This is a genomic window from Flavonifractor plautii ATCC 29863 (assembly GCF_000239295.1).
In the GTDB taxonomy this organism is placed as follows: Bacteria; Bacillota; Clostridia; order Oscillospirales; family Oscillospiraceae; genus Flavonifractor; species Flavonifractor plautii.
On the sequence record NZ_JH417853.1, the window covers coordinates 5,765 to 24,071 of the forward strand.

Here is an 18,307-nt window from a genome sequence, read left to right on the forward strand (position 1 = left end):
GCCGGCGGAACTTCCGCCGGCGGGCTCTGCTTTGCTGTGGGAGAGGGCTCAGGGGGCTTTGTAGTCGGGGGCGCGTCCGATCTCCTGGATGAGCTCCTTCATAGCCGCCGCCATGGCGTCGATGTCGGCGTGGTTGTTGAAGTACTGGCAGGAGATGCGGAAGCCGCCCACGTAGTCGGTGAAGCGCTGGGCAATAAAAATCTTGCGGGCGTGGAGCTGCTTGAGTACCCAGCGGTCCACATCCAGATCGTCATAGAGGCGGGCAATGACGATGCCGCCCCGCCGGCCCGGGTCGCGGTGGGTGATGATGGTGGCGCCGATGGCCTCCAATTGATCCATGCAGTAGGCGCTGAGCGCCCAGATGTGTTCCTGGATGTTCTCGATGCCGATCTCGTTGACCAGGCCCAGGCTCTCCCCCAGGGCAATGGCGCCGGTGTAGTTGGAGGTGCCGCCGATTTCGTACTTGCGGGCGGTCTCCGGGAAGGTCCAGTCGTGGACGGAGGGAGCGGCGGGATTCTCCCAGTAGGCGCCCCAGCCGCCTTCGGGAACGGTGGTGTTCAGGTAGCCGGCATAGCTCTGCTTGATCTTGGACAGGGAGTTCTTGTTGACATAGAGCACGCCGGTGCCGTAGGGGCTGTTCAGCCACTTGTGGCCGCCGGCCACCAGTAGATCAAAGTGGCACTGCTTGGTGTCAATCTTGGTGACGCCCAACTGCTGCACCGCGTCCACCACCAGGAAGATCCCCTTTTCCTGGCAGAAATCACCGATGGCCTTCATGTCGCTGGCCCAGCCGTTGCACCACTCCAGGGTGGACATGACGATGATGCGGGTCCTCTCATCGGCCAGGGCGGCGAAGTCGTCCACCGTGAAGCGGTTGTCCTTGGTCTTGCATACCCGGATCTCGATCTTCTTCTCCCGGCGCATCACACACCAGGGCAGGGCCACCTGAATGAACTCCAGATTGGTGGTGATGATGTTGTCGCCGTCGGCCAGCTCAATGCCGCGGGCGGCGATGTTCAGCCCGTGGGAGGTGCTCTCCACCAGGGCGATCTCCTCCGGGTCGGCGTTGAGCAGCTTGGCGGCTTCGTCGTATGCCTTGCCGCGCAGGGAGTCCATGGCGATGTGGTGGGCGCTGGAGTTCTCTTCCTCCTGGGTGGCGGTCATGTCGGCGAAGGCCTTCACCGCCCGCACCGTGCGCTGGGGGGCGAAGCTGACGCAGGCCGCGTCGAGAAAGACCATCTGCTCCAGAACGGGCCACTCCTGCTTGCGGATCGCTTCAAAATCGACGGACATAAGTACTACCTCCTATATTTTTGTGGGTGATGGCTGGGTTGTATTCCTCTGGTTTTCCTTCACTGGTGAAGCAACATCCCTCCAATCGACTGACTTTTTGAGATCAAACGCTATAATGGTAAAAAATTACCAATTATGGAGTTGGGAAAACAGATTATGACAGAGACCGGTATTCTGACGGATGCCTCACCCTGGATCAGCGTCGAGCCGGCGGCATGGCGCCCGCTGACCGAGGGGAGAACGCCGCGCCTGTTCCGAAAAAAGACCTTTCTCTACACTCAGGGGCAGCCGGCGGAGCATTTTTACATCATTCAGCGGGGGCGGGCCTGCATCTCTACCTCACGGGCGGACGGCCACGAGAAACAGCTCTACATCGCGGAGCGGGGCGCCCTGTGCGGGGAGAGCGCCTGTCTGCAGCGGCATCCCCACGCGTCGGCGGCCCTGGCGATTGTGGACACCTGGGCCTATGCCGTCCCCCGGCTGGCCATGCTGGGGGCGCTGCGGGAGGACTGGGCGCTGAATCAGCGGTTCCTGGAGCTCTGCTTTCGGAAAAACACGGTGCTGCTCGGTCAGGTGCGGGAGCTCTCCTTTGATCAGGCGGAGCGGCGCATTGCCCGGACCCTCCTCAATCTGGCGGCCCAGTATGGGCGGCCCTGCCCGGAGGGGGTGCGCATCTCCATCCGCTTTACCCACCAGGATGTGGCCGGTATCATCAATACAAGCCGCATCACCACCAACAAGGTGATGAAGCGCATGGAGGAGGAGGGGATACTCCTCAAACGGGAGGGCCGCTACATCCTGCGGGCCCTTCCTGCCTTGGAGCGGCTGGCGCGGGGAGAGGGTCAGTAGCGCACAGCCCTTTCGCTCTCCCGGAAGGCGCGGCTGTCTGGCAGGAGGGTGCGCCCGTAGCCGGAGACGATGGCGAAGATAGTCATAACCAGCAAAAGAATGGGATAGAACTGGTGGGTGACGATCTCCAGTGTGGAGACGGGAACCGCGCCGGGCAGGTCGACGGCTGTCATCATGGCGGCGCACACCACCGGCACCATATAGGGCATCAGGTAGTTGAGGGTGCCGCCGGAGCAGATGAGGAGGTTGGCGGTGCGGTAGCCGTGGAGCTGATACTCCTCCCCCAGCCGCTTGGCCAGGGGACCGGTGCCCACGATGGCCGCGGTGTTCAGGCCGGTGGCCACGTTGAGCAGGATACAGATGGCGACGATGGCGCCCTCGGCGGAGCGGGGACCGACAATGAAGCGGTCCATGGACTGGATCATCATATCAATGCAGCCGCCCTTTTCCAGCAGGTGGATCTGGGCGAACAGCAGCATAACCAGCAGAATGGTGGGGACCGCGCCCTCGATGCCCTCCATGATGAGGCCGCCTGCGCTCAGGGGTTCCGGGACGGAAATGATGTCGCTGAAGGTGATGGTGCCGGTGACCAGTCCCAGGAGTACGCCGGTGACGATGCCATAGCTCAGCGCCTCCAGCAGGTGGCGCTGGAGCAGGCAGAAGACCACCACCACCACAGGCACCAGCAGGAACAGCAGGGCCGTAGGCCGGACCGCGGCACTCTGGACGGCGGAGAGATCCGCGGCCTCACCGCGGGAGCCAAGCGCCAGATAGAGGATCAGCGTCAACGCCGCGGCCGGCAGGACATATTTCAGGCGGCTGCGGAAAACGCCGCCCAGGTCCACCTTCTGAGAGGAGGAGGCCGCAATCAGAGTGTCCGACACCGGGGAGACGTTGTCGCCGAAGGCCGCTCCCGATACGATGGCGCCGATCATCAGCGCCGGCGTGGCCCCGACCAGATAGCCGATGGGGTAAAGAATGGGGCCGACCACGAAGATGGTGCCCACCGAGGTCCCGGTGGAGAAGGCGATCAGGCAGGTGAGCAGAAAAGAGGCGGCCACGAACTTGTTGCCCAGGAAGTTGAGCTCAATGAGATAGTGGGCCAGGGTGTCCACCAGGCCGCTGGTCTCAATGAGCTGCCCGCAGATTCCGGCCAGTAGAACCGCCATGATCAGGATGCCCCCCACCTTGTTGGTGGCACCCTCGATAATGGCCTCGCAGTAGGCCGTCTTGTCCTTGGCCAGGAACAGGCAGACGATCATGGGGAGGAGAAAGACCACCCAGTATTCCGGTACGTCCGCCTGCTTGACCGCGATGTAAATTAGCCCCACGATGGCCAGCAGGATGGGCGCGAAGGCCACCCACTTTCCGCCGTAGTAGGTGATGTGCGCTTCCGGTGCGGCTTGTGTTTGATCCATAGGTACCCCCTTTTCAGCACGGATGTGTTCAATTTTGTGGAACAGATATCTGTTGTGGTTAAAAGTATACCTGCATTTTCCATAAATACTATTAAATGCTTTACAAAAGAGGTGGTGTTTTTGGGAGAATATACCCGAATCCCGAACCGCGTGCGCGGCGGGACTGCACCGTTTTTTTGTTTACGTAATACCGCAAAATATAGGACTTTTTTGCCGCCAAACCGCAAGGGATGGCGGTTTTTTGATACCATTTGTAACGAAATGCAATCGAACATATGTTTTTAGTGCCGAAAAGCAGGGGTTTCAGTGGAAAAATCGGCATTTTTCCCGTTAAAAAAGAAGAAAAAACTGTTGCAATTCTGTAACAGAACATTTATACTAGAGAAGAAAGTGGGGCGAAGTGGAGCAAATCACCGCTCTTAAGCAGTAAAGTGGGGGGAAGTGAGCAGCATGACCGGCACCTATGAGCACAGCATTGATGCCAAGGGCCGTCTGTTCATTCCCGCAAAGCTCCGGGAGGAGCTGGGTGTCACCTTCTATCTGGCGATGGGTGTAGACGCCTGCCTGGCCATCTATCCCCAGTCTACCTGGGACCGGTTTACAGAAAAATTTTCCTCCCTGCCTATGAGTCAATCCAAGGCCATGCGCCCCCTATTCGCCAACGCGGCCAAGTGTGAACTGGACAGCCAGGGCCGTATCGTCATTCCCCAGAAGTTGCGCAGGTATGCCGGTCTGGACAAGGACGTGGTGATCCTGGGTGTCAACGACCGGGCGGAGATCTGGAGCGCGGACGCATGGCAGGCCCAGGAGGAGGAAGAGATGACGCCGGAGAAGATGTCGGCCTGTATGGAGGCGCTTGGATTCTGATATGAGTGAGCAGGTATTTTCCCACAAGCCGGTGCTGCTGGACGAGTGCATTGAGGCCCTGGCCATCCGGCCGGAGGGCGTGTATCTGGACGGCACTCTGGGCCGGGCGGGCCACAGCCGGGAGATTGTCCGGCGGCTGACCACCGGGCGGCTCATCTGCGTGGACCGGGATCAGGCGGCTCTGGACGCGGCGGAGGAGCGGCTGGCGCCGTGGCGGGAGCGGGTCACCCTGGTACACAGCAATTTCTGTGCGCTGGACGCCATCCTGGACGGGCTGGGCCTGGACGGGGTGGACGGCATGCTCTTTGATCTGGGGGTGTCCTCCCCCCAGTTGGACGACGCATCCCGGGGCTTTTCCTATAGGACGGACGCCCCCCTGGACATGCGCATGGATCAGACCGACACCCTGACGGCCCGGGCGGTGGTCAACGAGTGGCCCCAGGAGGAGCTGCGGCGCATCCTCTGGCAATATGGGGAGGAGCGGTACGCCCCCGCCGTCGCGGGAGCCATCGTCCGGGCCAGGGACAAGCGCCCCATTGAGACCACGCTGGAGCTGGTGGAGGTCGTCAAGGGGGCCATGCCCCCTGCGGCCCTGCGGGAGAAACAGCACCCGGCCAAGCGGACCTTCCAGGCCATCCGCATCGCCGTCAACGACGAGCTGGGCTCGGTGGACCGGATGGTGCGGGAGGCGGTGCCCCGGCTGAACCCCGGTGGGCGGCTGGCGGTGATCTCCTTCCACTCGCTGGAGGACCGTATCGTGAAAAATGCCCTGGCGGCTTTCGCCAAGGGGTGTACCTGTCCGCCGGATTTTCCCGTCTGTGTGTGCGGGAAGAAGCCCCAGGTGAAGCTGGTCAACAAAAAGCCCATTGTCTCCGGAGCGGCAGAGCTGGAGGAGAACCCCCGGGCCCGCAGCGCCAAGCTCCGGGTAGCGGAAAAACGGTAGAAGCACGGAATTTACCAAAGAGATTGGAGTGGACGGACTCATGGCAACTGCCGTCAAGCGCAGAAGCAGATACACGAATTACAGCCGCGTACCCTATGACGCGTATGATGGCTCCGCGGCGCGGCAGCTCCAGCGGGAGGAGGTTCTTCGGCCCAGGCCCATGGTTCGGCCGCGGGAGCGGGCGGTGGTCCGGCCCCGGGTGCGGGTACGGGAGGCGGGACTGGTTTCCCCCTTCGCTGTGGTGGGATTTCTGGCGGTGGGCGTGTTTGCCGTGCTGCTGCTGTTCAGCTATGTGCAGTTGACCACCATCTCCCAGCAGGTGGTGGAGCTGCGCAGTGAGATGACTGCTCTCCAGTCGGAGGAGGCCAAGCTGCGCACCGCGTATGAGCTGTCTTATGATCTGAGCAGCATTGAGGAGACCATGACAGCCAGCGGCGCCATGGTCCGGCCGCAGAACGGGCAGGTGGTGTATGTGGACCTGTCCGAGCCGGACACCGTGACCTTTTTCAACCAGGACGAGGCGGTCGCTGGACTGGACGGCATGTTTGAGAGTGTAAAGTCCATTGCCTCCGAGATTGTGGCATATTTCCAGTGAGTACGGCCATATAGTGATCTGCAGACCCCAGAGAAACAGACGGGCTGCCCCGGGCGGCCCTTGAAGAGAACGAGCAGAGAGGGCGTAAGAAAAGCAATTTTCTTACGCCCTCCTGCGATATATCACCCAATCCCGCGGGAGAGCGGCAGACGAGATTTCTTGAGTGAGGTGAGCCAGCCATGGCAGACAGAAAGAGAAAGCGTATGGTCCAGCAGCAGCCGGACCGGCGGGCGAACCGCACCATTTTGGTGCGCACCCTGTTCCTGCTGACACTGTTCGGCGTGGCGGCGTTCGTGCCGCTGCTGGTCCGGCTCTGGCAGATCCAGATCCGCGACTACGACAAATACCAGGGAATGGCGGTGGAGCAGCAGACCGCCGACAGCACGGTGGAGGCCAACCGGGGCACCATCTACGACCGAAGCGGGGAGACTCTGGCCATGAGCGCCACGGTCTACAACATCCAGCTCTCCCCCAAAGAGATCCTGGCCTGCCAGGAGGCGTATCGAGAGAAGGCGGCGAACGCAGCAGAGAATGGGAAGACACTGGACTACCCGGAGCCCACCAACGAGTTTATTGCCTCCAACCTGGCCCAAATCCTGGATCTGGACGAGGCGGACATCCTCAAGCGCCTGGCCAAGACCAGCTCCATGTATGAGATGATCAAATGGCGGGTGGAGGACGACGAGCGGGACGCGGTGATCTCCTTCATCAACGAAAACCATATCACCGGCATTTACACCCCGCCCACCACCAAGCGCTACTATCCCAAAAACAGCCTGGCGGCCCAGGTGATCGGCTGGGTGAATTACAGCGAAGGACGGGGCGCCTATGGAGTTGAGGCTCAGTACGACGAGGCTCTCTCGGGCGAGACGGGGCGGATCGTCACCGCCAAAAACGGCGACGGCACACAGATGCTTTACCGCTATGAGGACTACTACGACGCCACTGACGGCGACAATCTGACCCTGACCCTGGACAGCGCTATCCAGTCCTACTGTGAGAGCATACTGAAAAAGGGCATCGAGCAGTTCGAGGTGCAGGACGGCGGCTTCTGCATCGCCATGGACCCCAATACGGGCGAAATTCTGGCCTGGGCCAACTCCCCCACCTACGATCTGAACAACCCCAGGGTGGTGAGCGATCCGGTGCTCAACCAGTATCTGGCGGACATCGAGAGCGGGGCGTACACCAAGGAGGAGGCCTACCAGAAGGCCCTGGCAGAGGGGGCTTCCAGCGAGGAGGCCCGCGACAAGGCCATTTCTGCGGCAGAGACCGAAGTGCTTTACACCCAGTGGACCAACAAGGCAATCACCAGTACCTATGAGCCCGGCTCCACGTTCAAGTCCATCGTCCTGGCCGCCGCCCTGGAGGAGGGCGTGGTCACCGAGAACAGCCACTTCTACTGCCCCGGCTACATCATGGTAGAGGGCTGGTCCAGGCCCATCAGTTGCTCCAAGAAGGCGCCGGGCCACGGGGATCAGGATCTGGCCCTGGCGGTGGCGAACTCCTGCAACCCGGCCTTCGTCAAGATCGGCCAGGCCCTGGGAGCGGAGAAGTTCTATGACTATCTGGAGGGCTTCGGCTTCCTGGAGAAAACCGGCATAGACATGCAGGGCGAGATGGACACCAGTTCCCTGATCTGGCCCCGGGAGGACTTCAACACCGTCCAGTTGGCCACCGCATCCTTCGGCCAGCGGTTCCAGGTGACCCCCATTCAGCTCATCACAGCGGCCTCCGCCGTCATCAATGGCGGCCACCTGATGCAGCCCTATGTGGTCAGCCAGGTGACCGACGGCGAGGGCAATGTGCTCCAGCACAATGAGCCCAACGAGGTGCGACAGGTGGTCAGCGCGCAGACCAGTGAGCGCTGCCGTGCGATCCTGGAGAAGGTGGTGGACGGCGGCACCGGCAAGAATGCCCGGGTGGAGGGCTACCGCATCGGCGGCAAGACCGGCTCCTCCGAGACGCTGGAGACCGACCATACCATCGTTTCCTTCCTGGGCTTCGCCCCAGCGGATGACCCGCAGGTGATTATCCTGCTGGCCTACGACAACCCCAAGCCCGCCTTCCCCGGCTCCAATACCACCGCCGGCGGCTGGTATATCAGCGGCGGCAATATGGCGGCACTGATGGCCGGAGAACTGCTGGAGGATATTCTGGGCCACCTGGGCGTGGAGAAGACCTATACCGCCAACGCCGACGTGCTGGTGCCCAACCTGTCCGGACTGAATCTGGCGGACGCCACCTCCGCCCTCCAGAAGAACAGCCTGACCCTGCGCACCGTGGGCGACGGCGGTACCGTCACCGGACAGATCCCGGCGGCGGGGGCATCCATCCCCGGCGGAAGCCAGGTGGTGCTCTACATGGGCGAGGCGGTGCCAACCGACCAGGTGCAGGTGCCCAGCGTCATCGGCCTTACCGCCGAGCAGGCCAGGCAGAAGCTGGCTGATGCGGGTCTCTACATGCGGGCCACCGGAGCCACCGAGTACGGCTCTCACGTGGTGGCCTATGAACAGTCCACCGCCGCGGGCGCCTCGGTCAACCGGGGTACCACCATTGAGGTACGCTTTACCGACAGCACGGCCAGCGGCGCGGGCCTGTAAAAACGGGCCGACAACACGGGAAACGGGGTGAGGGCATGAAGCTGAATGAGCTGTTGGACGGCGTGGCGCTGGCCGCGCGGCATGTCCAGGATGTGGAATGTTCAGGAATCTGCTGTGACACCCGAGACATGACCCCCGGCTGCCTCTTTGTGGCGCTTCCGGGGTACAAGACCGATGGACACCGGTACATCCGGCAGGCCCTGGAACGGGGAGCGGCGGCGGTGCTCTGCCAGCGCCCCCCGGAGGGGGAGGGCCCCTGGCTGGTGACGGAGGACACCCGGGCCGCCCTGGCCATCGCCTCAGCCAACTGGTTCGGCCATCCGGCCCGGGAACTGACCCTGCTGGCGGTCACCGGGACCAACGGAAAGACCACCACCACCTATCTGCTCAAGGCTATGCTGGAGGGGTGCCTCCACACAAAGGTGGGGCTGATCGGCACCAACCAGAACCTGATCGGGGAGGAGAGCCTGCCCGCCCACCGCACCACGCCGGAGTCCTACGAGGTGCAGGAGCTGCTGCGGGAGATGGCGGATGCGGGGTGTACCCACGTGGTGATGGAGGCATCCTCCCACGCCCTGGTGCTCCACCGCCTGGACGGCATCCCCTTCCGGGCGGGTATCTTCACCAATCTGACCCAGGACCACCTGGACTTCCACGGTACCATGGAGGCCTACCGGGACGCCAAGGGGCTGCTGTTCCGCCAGTGCGCCGCTGCGGTGCTCAATCTGGACGACGAGGCGGGCCGGTACTATGCCGAAACGGTGCCGATTCCGACCTTTACTTACTCGGAGTGCCGGGACGAGGCGGATCTCACGGCCAAGAACCTCCGCCTGTTCCCCCAGCGGGTAGAGTTTGAGGCGGTGACCAGGGACGCCATTTCCCGGGTAAGGCTGCCTATACCTGGAGGCTTTACCATCTACAACGCTCTGGGTGTGCTGGCCTGCGGGCTGGTGCTGGGCCTGCCGCTGGACGGCTGTGCCGCCGCACTGGGGGCGGCCCGGGGGGTGAAGGGCCGCATCGAGGTGGTGCCCACCCCCACGGACTACACGGTGCTCATCGACTACGCCCACACCCCTGACGCCCTGGAAAACATCCTCACTACCGTGCGGGACTTCACGCCGGGGCGGGTGATCTGCCTGTTCGGCTGCGGGGGCGACCGGGACCGCACCAAGCGGCCCCGTATGGGGGCTGTCGCCGGGGCTCTGGCCGACGTGGCGGTAGTCACCTCAGACAATCCCCGTACTGAGGTGCCCATGGACATTATCAACGACATTCTGCCCGGCCTGGAGGGGGCTCCGGCGGAGGTCGTGGTGGAGCCCGACCGTCGCGCCGCCATCCGGCGGGCCCTCTCGCTGGCCCGGGCGGGGGACACGGTGGTGCTGGCCGGTAAGGGCCACGAGACCTATCAGGAGGTGGACGGCGTGGAGTACCACCTGGACGAGCGGGAGGAAATCGCCGCCTATTTCGCCTGAGAGGCGAGGAAGTTTGTTGCTTTTTCGAGTGGAAACCATGCCGGGATTGTGATAAAATATCGAACCGGCTCACATGGGCCGCAATTTGGAATGTTGAGAGGCTTTGGAGGTTGCAAAAGAGATGTTAAGGATTGTAATCAGCTTTGTGGTGGCCTTTGCGGCGGCCGCCCTGGGCGGGAAGGGGCTCATCCCCCTGCTGCGGCGCATGAAGGCCGGGCAGTCCATCAAGGAGATCGGCCCCACCTGGCACATGTCGAAGCAGGGGACGCCCACTATGGGAGGGCTGATGTTCATCATCGGCTCCGCTGCGGCGGTTCTGCTGCTGGGGTGGCCGGACTTTGCCGCAGGGCGCTTCGGCGGCGGCTTTGTGCTCCTGTTCGCCCTGGTGTTCGGCGTGATCGGCTATATTGACGACTATGTGAAGGTGAAAAAGCACCAGAACACCGGCCTGACCGCACCGCAGAAGTTTCTGCTCCAGTTGGCGGCGGCCATCGTGTTCACGGTGCTGATGCGCAACCACCACTATCTGACTCCCGACCTTTACATCCCCTTTGTGAACGTGACCCTGTCCCTCCCCTGGCCCGTTTATATGGTGTTCGCCGCCTTTGTCATGGTGGGCACCGTGAACGCCGTCAATATCACCGACGGCATCGACGGACTGGCCACCGGCGTCACCATGCCCGTGATGCTTTTTTTCACCGCCGTGGCCTGCTTCTGGGGGCAACTGGAGCTGGGGATCTTCTCCGCCGGGCTGTTCGGCGGGCTGTGCGGATTCCTGATCTATAACTTCCACCCCGCCAAGGTCTTTATGGGCGACACTGGCTCTCTCTTTCTGGGGGGAGCGGTGTGCGGACTGGCCTTCGCCCTGGATATTCCCCTGGTGCTCATCCTGGTGGGCATCATCTACATCCTGGAGACCCTGTCCGACATTCTCCAGGTGGGCTACTTCAAGCTGACCCACGGCAAGCGGATCTTTCGCATGGCGCCCCTGCACCACCACCTGGAGCTGGGCGGCTGGAGCGAGGTGAAGCTGTTCTGTGTGTTCTCCGGCGTGACCCTGCTGGCCTGTGTGCTGGCCTTTCTTGGAGTCATGGGCCGGTAATCCACCCTGAGTTGAGAGAAAGGAGGGGAGCCCCCTGGCAAAACGCAAGCGCGACCTGACCATTGAGGAGCAACTGGCCCGGGGACCCATGGACCTGCCCTTCCTGATGCTGGTGCTCCTGCTCACCGGCATCGGCGTGATCATGGTGTTTTCCGCCTCCTACGCCACGGCGTACTTGCAGGAGGACAAAAGCCCCACCTTCTACTTCTTCCGCCAGGCCCTCTTTGCCGCGGCTGGCCTGACCGTGATGTATATCACCTCGAAGATCAACTACCAGACCTTCCGCTGGCTGTCGGTCTTCGCCCTTGGGCTGGCTGTCCTGCTGCTCGTCGCGGTGCTCATCCCCGGCATCCACACCAGCCGTTCCGACGGCGTGAAGCGGTGGATCGCCGTACCGGGCATCGGAACCTTCCAGCCGTCGGAGATCGCCAAGGTGGCCGTCATCATGTACTTTTCCGCCCGGCTGTCCAAGCGGAACACGGAGAAGCCGCGCCGCCTCTCCCCCCGCAGCCCGCTCAGCGGTGTGGTGGGCTTCCTGGACCGCATCGGCTTTCTGGAACTGGTGCCCTATGGACTCATCCTGCTGCTGATTGTGGGCCTGATGATGCTGGAGCCCCACATGTCGGGTACAATCCTGATTCTGGCCGGCGCGGCGGCGGTGCTTTTTGCCGCCGGCATCAAGCTCTACTGGTTTGCCGGCGGCGGCGCGGCCCTGATGGGGCTGGTGGTGCTCATGATGAGCGGCTACCAGTCCACCCGCATCCTGGTGTGGCAGGATCCCTGGGCTTATCCCCGGGACGGCGGCTATCAGATTATCCAGTCCCTCTACGCCATCGGCTCCGGCGGACTGCTGGGCCTGGGCCTGGGCAAGAGCCGGCAGAAGTTCCTCTACCTGCCCGAGCCGGAGAACGACTTCATCTTTGCCATCGTGTGCGAGGAGCTGGGCCTGATCGGGGCCGGAATCGTCCTCATTCTCTTTGCCCTGCTGGTCATGCGGGGCTACTGGATTGCCATCCACGCCAGAGACCGCTTCGGCGCCCTTCTGGTGGTGGGTATCACCACCCTGACCGCGGTACAGGTGTTCCTGAACATCTCCGTGGTCACCAACCTGATCCCTACCACCGGCATCTCCCTGCCGTTTTTCAGTTACGGGGGTACGGCGCTGATGATCCAACTGGCGGAGATGGGCATCATCCTTTCCGTTTCCCGGCAGATCCCGGCGCCGAGACAGGAGTAAAAAAGTCCAGGGAGGACGCTGTTCCCCTGCGCGGCCAGGGACAGTGGTGTGCTCCGCAGGCGCATGTCCTGCTGCGCACATCCTCTGAATTTCTTTCACCCTATGGCGGGTGAAGCTTTTTAGGCCGCAGGGGCGACCAGCGGCCGCCCTACATTACGAGGAGGAGAAAAAAGGAATGAGAGTCCTCTTTACCTGCGGGGGAACGGCGGGCCATGTCAATCCCGCCGTGGCCCTGGCCCAGATGTTCCAGACCCGCAACTCCGGCTGTGAGGTGCTGTTCGTGGGCGCCGACGGCGGCATGGAGACCCGGCTGGTGCCCAAGGAGGGGTACCCCATTGAGACGGTGACCATCACCAACTTCCGGCGGTCCCTCTCTCCGGCCTCCATCGGCCACAACGTCAGAACCCTGCTGAACATGAACAAGTCCAGGAAGCAGGCCAACGCCATCCTGGACCGCTTTCAGCCTGACCTGGTGGTGGGCACCGGCGGCTATGCCTCCTTCCCGGTGGTGAAGGCCGCCGCGAAGCGGGGGATTCCCACCGCCGTTCACGAGTCCAACGCCGTCCCCGGCCTGACCACCAAGACCCTGTCCAAGGTGGTGGACGTGGTGATGGTGGGCTTTGAGGAGAGCCGAAGCCACTACGACGACCCCGGAAAGGTGGTGGTCACCGGCACGCCGGTGCGTACCGACTTCTTCCGCTATACCCGGAAGGAGGCGCGGGCAGAGCTGGGCCTCACCGATGACCGGCCCCTGGTGCTCTCTGTGTGGGGCAGCCTGGGGGCGGAGGTGATGAACCGCCAGATGGCGGAGTGCATCGCCCTGGAGTGCCGGGACGGCGCCCCCTTCCACCACATCCACGGCGCGGGCCGGGACTACCGGGCGGTGCTGGACGCCCTCCAGGGCAGCGGCCTGGCGGACCACCCGGAGGTGGATGTGCGGGAGTATATCTACGACATGCCCCTGGTGATGGCAGCCGCTGATCTGGTGCTGTGCCGGGCGGGGGCGTCCACCATCGCGGAGATTGCCGCCATCGCCAAGCCGGCGGTGCTGGTGCCCTCCCCCAACGTGGTGGCCGACCACCAGACCAAGAATGCCAGGGTGCTGGCCAACGCCGGCGGCGCGGTACTGCTGCCGGAGGGGGAGTCCTCTGGAGAGAAGCTGTACGCGCTTATGACCGGGCTGCTCTCCGACGCCCCCCGGCGGGAGGCCATGAGCCGCGCCCTGCGGGACATGGCGGTGCCCGACGCGGCGGAGCAAATCTACCAGACTCTGGTCCGTTTGATGGAAAAACGGGCCAACTGAACCAGCCGTCCTCCCTCCGCATAGGATAGCGTACCAAACGACTTGCGGAGGCTGGATCTATGAGTGCTTACATCATCGAGGGGGGACACCCCCTGGACGGCTCTGTGCGGATACACGGGGCAAAAAACAGCGTACTGCCCATTCTGGCGGCCTGCCTTCTGGCCCCGGGCGAGTGCGTCATCCACAACTGCCCGGAGCTGTCCGACGTGGCGGCCTCCCTGGACATCCTCCGGCACCTGGGCTGCCGGGCGGAGCGGCAGGGGGACGCCGTGGTGGTGGACGCCTCCGCCCCCACGGGCTGGGACGTGCCCGACGCGCTGATGCGGGAGATGCGCTCCTCCGTCATCTTCCTGGGGGCCATCCTGGGACGCATGGGACGGGCCGAGCTGTGCGCCCCCGGCGGGTGTGAGCTGGGGCCCCGGCCCATCGACCTCCACCTGGGGGCCATCCGGGGCCTGGGCGGCCGCATCACCGAGGACGGCGGCGGCCTGCGGGCTGAGGGAGCCCTGCGGGGGGCGGACCTCGTGCTCTCCCTGCCCAGCGTGGGGGCCACGGAGAACGCCATGCTGGCGGCGGTGTGCGCCGCCGGCACCACCACCATCACCAACGCCGCCCGGGAGCCGGAGATCGTGGATCTCCAGGGCTTTCTGAGGGCTATAGGGGCGAAGGTGCACGGGGCGGGCAGCTCGGTGATCACCGTGGAGGGCGGCGTCCCCCTCCACGGCGGCAGCTATGCCGTCATGGGCGACCGCATCGTAGCGGCTACCTACCTGGCTGCGGCGGCCTCCGCCGGCGGTACGGTGGAGGTGACGGGGGTGGACTACCGCCACCTGTCCACGGTGAGCGCCGTGCTGCGGGAGGCGGGGTGCGACGTGCAGAGTGGGGCGGAGTCCATCCGCCTGCGCCGGGACGGCCCCCTCCAGGGGGTGCGGCCGGTGCGCACGGCCCCCTACCCCGGCTTCCCCACCGACGCCCAGGCGCCGCTCATGGCCGCCCTGACCCGGGGGAAGGGCTGCACCGTCTTTGTGGAGAACATTTTCGAGAGCCGCTACCGCCACGTGGATGAGCTCTCCCGCATGGGGGCGGACATCCGGGTGGAGGGCCGTGTGGCGGTGGTGTACGGCGTGCCGCGGCTCCACGGGGCCCAGGTGCGGGCCACGGATCTCCGGGGCGGAGCGGCGCTGGCGGTGGCCGCCCTAGGAGCGGAGGGACGCAGCGAGCTTGCCGGTGTGCACCACATCGACCGGGGCTACCAGTCCCTGGAGGGAGATCTCCGCCGCCTGGGCGCAGAGATCCGGCGGATTTAAGGGTTTTCTTAGGATACGTTCACAAATCCGCAACCTTTCTGTGGGATACTGACAGAAACCAGAACAGACAGGAGAGCAGTTGGAATGGCGGCGAGAAGGAACAGACGGGGACGGCGGCGGAATCGGGGGCGCTTCAGCGCGCTCTATAAGCTGCTGTCCGTTCTGATCATCTTCGCCGCCATTTTGATGGGCTGTGTGGTATTCTTCCGGGTGAGCACCGTGGAGATCACGGGGGACTCCCCCTATACGGAGGAGGAGATCCGCCGGGTATCCGGCGTGGAGCAGGGGGACAACCTGTTTACCCTCAACAAATACCAGATCAGCAGCCGTATTTACACCCAGCTCCCCTATATCGGTACCGTGAATTTTGAGCGGAAATACCCCGACACCTTTGTCATCCACGTGACGGCAAGCGTTCCGGTGGCGTGGATTGAGAGCGGCGGCAGCCGCTGGCTGATGGACACCGACTGCAAGCTGCTGGAGAGCGGCGGGGCGTCCCTGACGGAGGGCAAGGCACAGGTGCGGGGGCTGGAGGCAGTCAATCCCTCGGTGGGCAGCGTTCTGACCGTGCCGCCGGAGCAGCAGGACAAGCTGGACCAGCTCAAGGGCTTCCTGGCGGCCATACAGGCCCGGCAGATGACGGGCAGCCTCACCAGCTTCCTGGATCTCACCTCCAACAATGAAATCCGCTTCGGCTATGGGGCGAACCTGACCGTTCTGTTCCCAATGAACGGAGATTTTACGCAGAAGACCTATTATCTACAGCAGACCCTCTGGACCATGGATGAGAAGGGAATCCCGCGAACCGGCACGTTGGACTTGACCTACGACAACCAGGAGGGACATCTGCTGCCGAAGCGGTGGCTGCCGGAGGCATCCGCTGCGCCGGAGCTCAGCCCGCCGCCCGCGGCGGAGGCCGGAACACAAGGAGAGAACGATGCCAATGAGAAGACAGATGCAGAATAAGGGGGAGCTGGCCGTCATGGTGGTATGCGTGGTGGTGGGCTTCCTGCTGGCGGCCCAACTGCGCAGCGTCAAGCTGGCGGGAGCGGCTGACGCCACCAACGCTAGCCGCCTGGAAACCCTTCAGAACCTCTACAACGAGGTGGTGGATCAGAAGGACGGCCTGGCTGACCAGGTGAAGCAGCTCCAGGGTGAGCTGGAGCTCTACCGGGAGCAGGCCGCCTCCGGCGAGGCGGGCAGCCAGGCCCTCAAGGCCGAGCTGGAGCAACTGGAGATCACCGCCGGACTCACCGATGTGGAGGGCCCCGGCGTCACCATCATCCTGGAGGACTCCAGTCAGGCTAACGTTACCGGAAACGAGGCCGACTACCTCATCCACGACAACGACCTGCTCTCCGTCATCAATGAGCTGCGTTCCGCCGGGGCGGAGGCCATCTCCCTCAACGGAGAGCGTATTCTGGCCACCAGCGAGGTGCGCTGCACTGGCGCGGTGGTAACGGTGAACGGGCGGCGGTACGCCGCGCCCTACGTGGTCTTTGCCATCGGCGATCCGGACACCCTCTACAGTGCGCTGACCATGCGCAACGGCGTGGTGGACGTGCTCAGCCAGTGGGGCATCACCGTGAAGGTCACTGCCAGCGACCAACTGCTCATTCCGAAATACAACGGCACCGTGGAGTACCAGTACGCCAGGCCCATCCCGGCGGATGAGGGCGGAGAGGAGGCGGTGGGCTGATGCTGGAACTGATTGGACTGGTGGCCGGCCTGCTCATCGGCGCCTTTTTCCCCTGGACCATCCCAGCCCAGTGGTCCCTCTATGTGGCCGCAGGGCTGCTGGCCGCCCTGGACTCCGCTTTGGGCGGCTTCCGGGCCCGGGTTAAGGGGGAGTTCAAACTGGGGGTGTTCCTCTCCGGCACCATCGGAAACGCGGCTATCGCGGTGTTCCTCACCTGGCTGGGCCAGAAGCTGGGACTGCCCCTCTACCTGGCCGCCGTGCTGGTGTTCGGCACCCGGATGTTCCAAAACTTTGCGGAAATCCGGCGGGAGCTATTGACCTCCAAGCAAAAGAGAGCTAAAATAAGTCAAGATATAGTTAGAGACGGGGAGGACGGCACAAAATAAGTCCTTTTTCGGCCTTACCCGCGCAGTTACAACGAATTCGGTTCACATAGGAGGAGCAGTTATGGCGTTTGGACTGGATACCGGTCCCGATAATGTCGTTACCATCAAGGTCATCGGCGTCGGCGGCGGCGGCAACAACGTAGTCAACCGGATGGTGAAATCCGGCACCAAGGGTGTGGATTTTATCGCGGTCAACACGGACAAGCAGGCGCTTGCCATTTCCAGCGCGACGTTTAAGATTCAGATCGGTGAGAAGCTCACCGGCGGGCAGGGCGCGGGCAGCGACCCCGAAGTGGGGCGCAAGTCCGCTGAGGAGAGCCGTTCCGCTGTGTCCAAGGCCCTGGAGGACGCGGACATGGTGTTCATCACCGCCGGTATGGGCGGCGGCACCGGTACCGGCGCGGCCCCCATCGTGGCCGACATCGCCAAGGAGATGGGCATCCTCACCGTTGGCGTGGTCACCAAGCCCTTTAACTTCGAGGGACGCCGCCGTATGATGCAGGCCGAGAAGGGCATCGAGGAACTCCGAACCCGGGTGGACTCCCTGGTGATCATCCCCAATGAGCGGCTGAAGTTTGCCACCGATCAGAAGATCACCTTTGCCAATGCCTTCGAGATCGCCGACGACGTGCTCCGCCAGGCGGTGCAGTCTATCTCCGATCTGATCAAGAATACCGGCTTCATCAATCTGGACTTTGCAGACGTCACCGCCGTCATGCAGAACGCAGGCATGGCCCACATGGGCGTTGGCCGCGCCGGCGGCAAGAACAAGGCCGAGGATGCCGCCAAGATGGCCATCTCCAGCCCCCTGCTGGAGACCTCCATCAACGGCGCCAAGGGCGTGCTGGTCAACGTCACCGGCTCCATGGACATCGGTCTGGAGGAAGTGGAGATCGCGGCCAACCTGGTGCAGCAGGCCGCCCACCCCGACGCGCTTATTATCTTCGGCGCCGCTTTCGACGACACTCTGGAGGATGAGATCCGCGTCACCGTCATCGCCACCGGCTTTGAGGAGGTGGAGGGAGCTATGCCCAACAAGCCCTTCAGCGCCGCTGCGGAGAAGAAGGCCGAGGCCCAGCCTCAGGCTCCGGCGGCCCCCGCCGCCCCTGCGGAGGAGGATCCCTTCGAGGACATCTTCAAGATTTTTAACCGGGGCAAGTAAACATTTATTACAAAAGCGGCCCGGGCCATGTGGCCCAGGCCGCTTTTCCCCCTTTTCAAGGGGAGAAAGCT

At 63.4% G+C, this 18,307-nt stretch carries 16 protein-coding genes; 14 read left to right on the plus strand and 2 right to left on the minus strand.

Features of this window, described 5'->3' with window-relative positions; all coding sequences use genetic code 11:
• Positions 1 to 48: 48 nt before the first annotated feature.
• Complete coding sequence (locus HMPREF0372_RS18010) at positions 49 to 1,293, minus strand: aminotransferase class V-fold PLP-dependent enzyme (protein WP_007495709.1); 1,245 nt, start codon at positions 1,291 to 1,293, stop codon at positions 49 to 51.
• A 156-nt stretch (positions 1,294 to 1,449) separates the two neighbouring features.
• Here HMPREF0372_RS18010 and HMPREF0372_RS18015 point away from each other — a divergent pair, with 156 nt between their 5' ends.
• Complete coding sequence (locus tag HMPREF0372_RS18015) at positions 1,450 to 2,142, plus strand: Crp/Fnr family transcriptional regulator (protein WP_101707372.1); 693 nt, start codon at positions 1,450 to 1,452, stop codon at positions 2,140 to 2,142.
• Here HMPREF0372_RS18015 and HMPREF0372_RS18020 read toward each other — a convergent pair.
• On the minus strand, positions 2,136 to 3,560 hold the full coding sequence (locus HMPREF0372_RS18020) for a Na+/H+ antiporter NhaC family protein (RefSeq protein ID WP_007495713.1): 1,425 nt from the start codon (positions 3,558 to 3,560) through the stop codon (positions 2,136 to 2,138). The genes HMPREF0372_RS18015 and HMPREF0372_RS18020 overlap by 7 nt on opposite strands.
• Positions 3,561 to 4,010: 450 nt before the next feature.
• Here HMPREF0372_RS18020 and mraZ point away from each other — a divergent pair, with 450 nt between their 5' ends.
• From mraZ to ftsZ, 13 genes are all read left to right on the plus strand, one after another.
• A complete protein-coding gene (mraZ, locus tag HMPREF0372_RS18025; RefSeq protein ID WP_007495715.1) occupies positions 4,011 to 4,427 on the plus strand; it encodes a division/cell wall cluster transcriptional repressor MraZ in 417 nt (138 codons plus the stop codon).
• Between the two features lies 1 nt (position 4,428).
• Positions 4,429 to 5,370 carry a 16S rRNA (cytosine(1402)-N(4))-methyltransferase RsmH gene (gene rsmH / locus HMPREF0372_RS18030; RefSeq protein WP_007495716.1) on the plus strand — a complete coding sequence of 314 codons (942 nt, stop codon included), beginning with the start codon at positions 4,429 to 4,431 and terminating at the stop codon, positions 5,368 to 5,370.
• A 40-nt stretch (positions 5,371 to 5,410) separates the two neighbouring features.
• Positions 5,411 to 5,965 (plus strand): hypothetical protein, encoded by a 555-nt coding sequence (locus HMPREF0372_RS18035; protein WP_007495717.1) that lies wholly within the window; start codon positions 5,411 to 5,413, stop codon positions 5,963 to 5,965.
• Between the two features lie 179 nt (positions 5,966 to 6,144).
• Positions 6,145 to 8,568 carry a penicillin-binding transpeptidase domain-containing protein gene (locus HMPREF0372_RS18040; RefSeq protein ID WP_007495718.1) on the plus strand — a complete coding sequence of 808 codons (2,424 nt, stop codon included), beginning with the start codon at positions 6,145 to 6,147 and terminating at the stop codon, positions 8,566 to 8,568.
• Between the two features lie 35 nt (positions 8,569 to 8,603).
• Positions 8,604 to 10,040, plus strand: a complete 1,437-nt coding sequence (locus HMPREF0372_RS18045; RefSeq protein WP_007495719.1) for a UDP-N-acetylmuramoyl-L-alanyl-D-glutamate--2,6-diaminopimelate ligase — start codon at positions 8,604 to 8,606, stop codon at positions 10,038 to 10,040.
• A gap of 121 nt (positions 10,041 to 10,161) precedes the next feature.
• Positions 10,162 to 11,142: a phospho-N-acetylmuramoyl-pentapeptide-transferase gene (mraY, locus tag HMPREF0372_RS18050; protein ID WP_007495720.1), complete on the plus strand. Its 981-nt coding sequence runs from the start codon at positions 10,162 to 10,164 to the stop codon at positions 11,140 to 11,142.
• An 88-nt stretch (positions 11,143 to 11,230) separates the two neighbouring features.
• Positions 11,231 to 12,379 (plus strand): putative lipid II flippase FtsW, encoded by a 1,149-nt coding sequence (ftsW, locus tag HMPREF0372_RS18055; protein ID WP_007495722.1) that lies wholly within the window; start codon positions 11,231 to 11,233, stop codon positions 12,377 to 12,379.
• Positions 12,380 to 12,554: 175 nt separating this feature from the next.
• Positions 12,555 to 13,682, plus strand: coding sequence for an undecaprenyldiphospho-muramoylpentapeptide beta-N-acetylglucosaminyltransferase (gene murG, locus HMPREF0372_RS18060; protein ID WP_039998026.1), 1,128 nt, complete (start codon positions 12,555 to 12,557; stop codon positions 13,680 to 13,682).
• 59 nt (positions 13,683 to 13,741) lie between these two features.
• A complete protein-coding gene (gene murA / locus HMPREF0372_RS18065) occupies positions 13,742 to 14,989 on the plus strand; it encodes a UDP-N-acetylglucosamine 1-carboxyvinyltransferase (protein ID WP_007495726.1) in 1,248 nt (415 codons plus the stop codon).
• An 84-nt stretch (positions 14,990 to 15,073) separates the two neighbouring features.
• Positions 15,074 to 15,955 (plus strand): cell division protein FtsQ/DivIB, encoded by an 882-nt coding sequence (locus HMPREF0372_RS18070; protein WP_007495729.1) that lies wholly within the window; start codon positions 15,074 to 15,076, stop codon positions 15,953 to 15,955.
• Positions 15,933 to 16,688, plus strand: coding sequence for a DUF881 domain-containing protein (locus HMPREF0372_RS18075; protein WP_226916534.1), 756 nt, complete (start codon positions 15,933 to 15,935; stop codon positions 16,686 to 16,688). The genes HMPREF0372_RS18070 and HMPREF0372_RS18075 overlap by 23 nt, the downstream gene beginning before the upstream one ends.
• Positions 16,688 to 17,074: a small basic family protein gene (locus tag HMPREF0372_RS18080; RefSeq protein ID WP_007495733.1), complete on the plus strand. Its 387-nt coding sequence runs from the start codon at positions 16,688 to 16,690 to the stop codon at positions 17,072 to 17,074. The genes HMPREF0372_RS18075 and HMPREF0372_RS18080 overlap by 1 nt, the downstream gene beginning before the upstream one ends.
• 61 nt (positions 17,075 to 17,135) lie before the next feature.
• On the plus strand, positions 17,136 to 18,236 hold the full coding sequence (gene ftsZ, locus HMPREF0372_RS18085) for a cell division protein FtsZ (RefSeq protein ID WP_007495735.1): 1,101 nt from the start codon (positions 17,136 to 17,138) through the stop codon (positions 18,234 to 18,236).
• Positions 18,237 to 18,307: the final 71 nt, after the last annotated feature.

Excerpts from the sequence above, each read along its gene's own strand:
- HMPREF0372_RS18010 (WP_007495709.1), bottom strand. The coding sequence starts at position 1,293 with ATGTCCGTCGATTTTGAAGCGATCCGCAAGCAGGAGTGGCCCGTTCTG.
- HMPREF0372_RS18015 (WP_101707372.1), top strand. The coding sequence starts at position 1,450 with ATGACAGAGACCGGTATTCTGACGGATGCCTCACCCTGGATCAGCGTC.
- HMPREF0372_RS18020 (WP_007495713.1), bottom strand. The coding sequence starts at position 3,560 with ATGGATCAAACACAAGCCGCACCGGAAGCGCACATCACCTACTACGGC.
- mraZ (WP_007495715.1), top strand. The coding sequence starts at position 4,011 with ATGACCGGCACCTATGAGCACAGCATTGATGCCAAGGGCCGTCTGTTC.
- rsmH (WP_007495716.1), top strand. The coding sequence starts at position 4,429 with ATGAGTGAGCAGGTATTTTCCCACAAGCCGGTGCTGCTGGACGAGTGC.
- HMPREF0372_RS18035 (WP_007495717.1), top strand. The coding sequence starts at position 5,411 with ATGGCAACTGCCGTCAAGCGCAGAAGCAGATACACGAATTACAGCCGC.
- HMPREF0372_RS18040 (WP_007495718.1), top strand. The coding sequence starts at position 6,145 with ATGGCAGACAGAAAGAGAAAGCGTATGGTCCAGCAGCAGCCGGACCGG.
- HMPREF0372_RS18045 (WP_007495719.1), top strand. The coding sequence starts at position 8,604 with ATGAAGCTGAATGAGCTGTTGGACGGCGTGGCGCTGGCCGCGCGGCAT.
- mraY (WP_007495720.1), top strand. The coding sequence starts at position 10,162 with ATGTTAAGGATTGTAATCAGCTTTGTGGTGGCCTTTGCGGCGGCCGCC.
- ftsW (WP_007495722.1), top strand. The coding sequence starts at position 11,231 with ATGGACCTGCCCTTCCTGATGCTGGTGCTCCTGCTCACCGGCATCGGC.
- murG (WP_039998026.1), top strand. The coding sequence starts at position 12,555 with ATGAGAGTCCTCTTTACCTGCGGGGGAACGGCGGGCCATGTCAATCCC.
- murA (WP_007495726.1), top strand. The coding sequence starts at position 13,742 with ATGAGTGCTTACATCATCGAGGGGGGACACCCCCTGGACGGCTCTGTG.
- HMPREF0372_RS18070 (WP_007495729.1), top strand. The coding sequence starts at position 15,074 with ATGGCGGCGAGAAGGAACAGACGGGGACGGCGGCGGAATCGGGGGCGC.
- HMPREF0372_RS18075 (WP_226916534.1), top strand. The coding sequence starts at position 15,933 with ATGAGAAGACAGATGCAGAATAAGGGGGAGCTGGCCGTCATGGTGGTA.
- HMPREF0372_RS18080 (WP_007495733.1), top strand. The coding sequence starts at position 16,688 with ATGCTGGAACTGATTGGACTGGTGGCCGGCCTGCTCATCGGCGCCTTT.
- ftsZ (WP_007495735.1), top strand. The coding sequence starts at position 17,136 with ATGGCGTTTGGACTGGATACCGGTCCCGATAATGTCGTTACCATCAAG.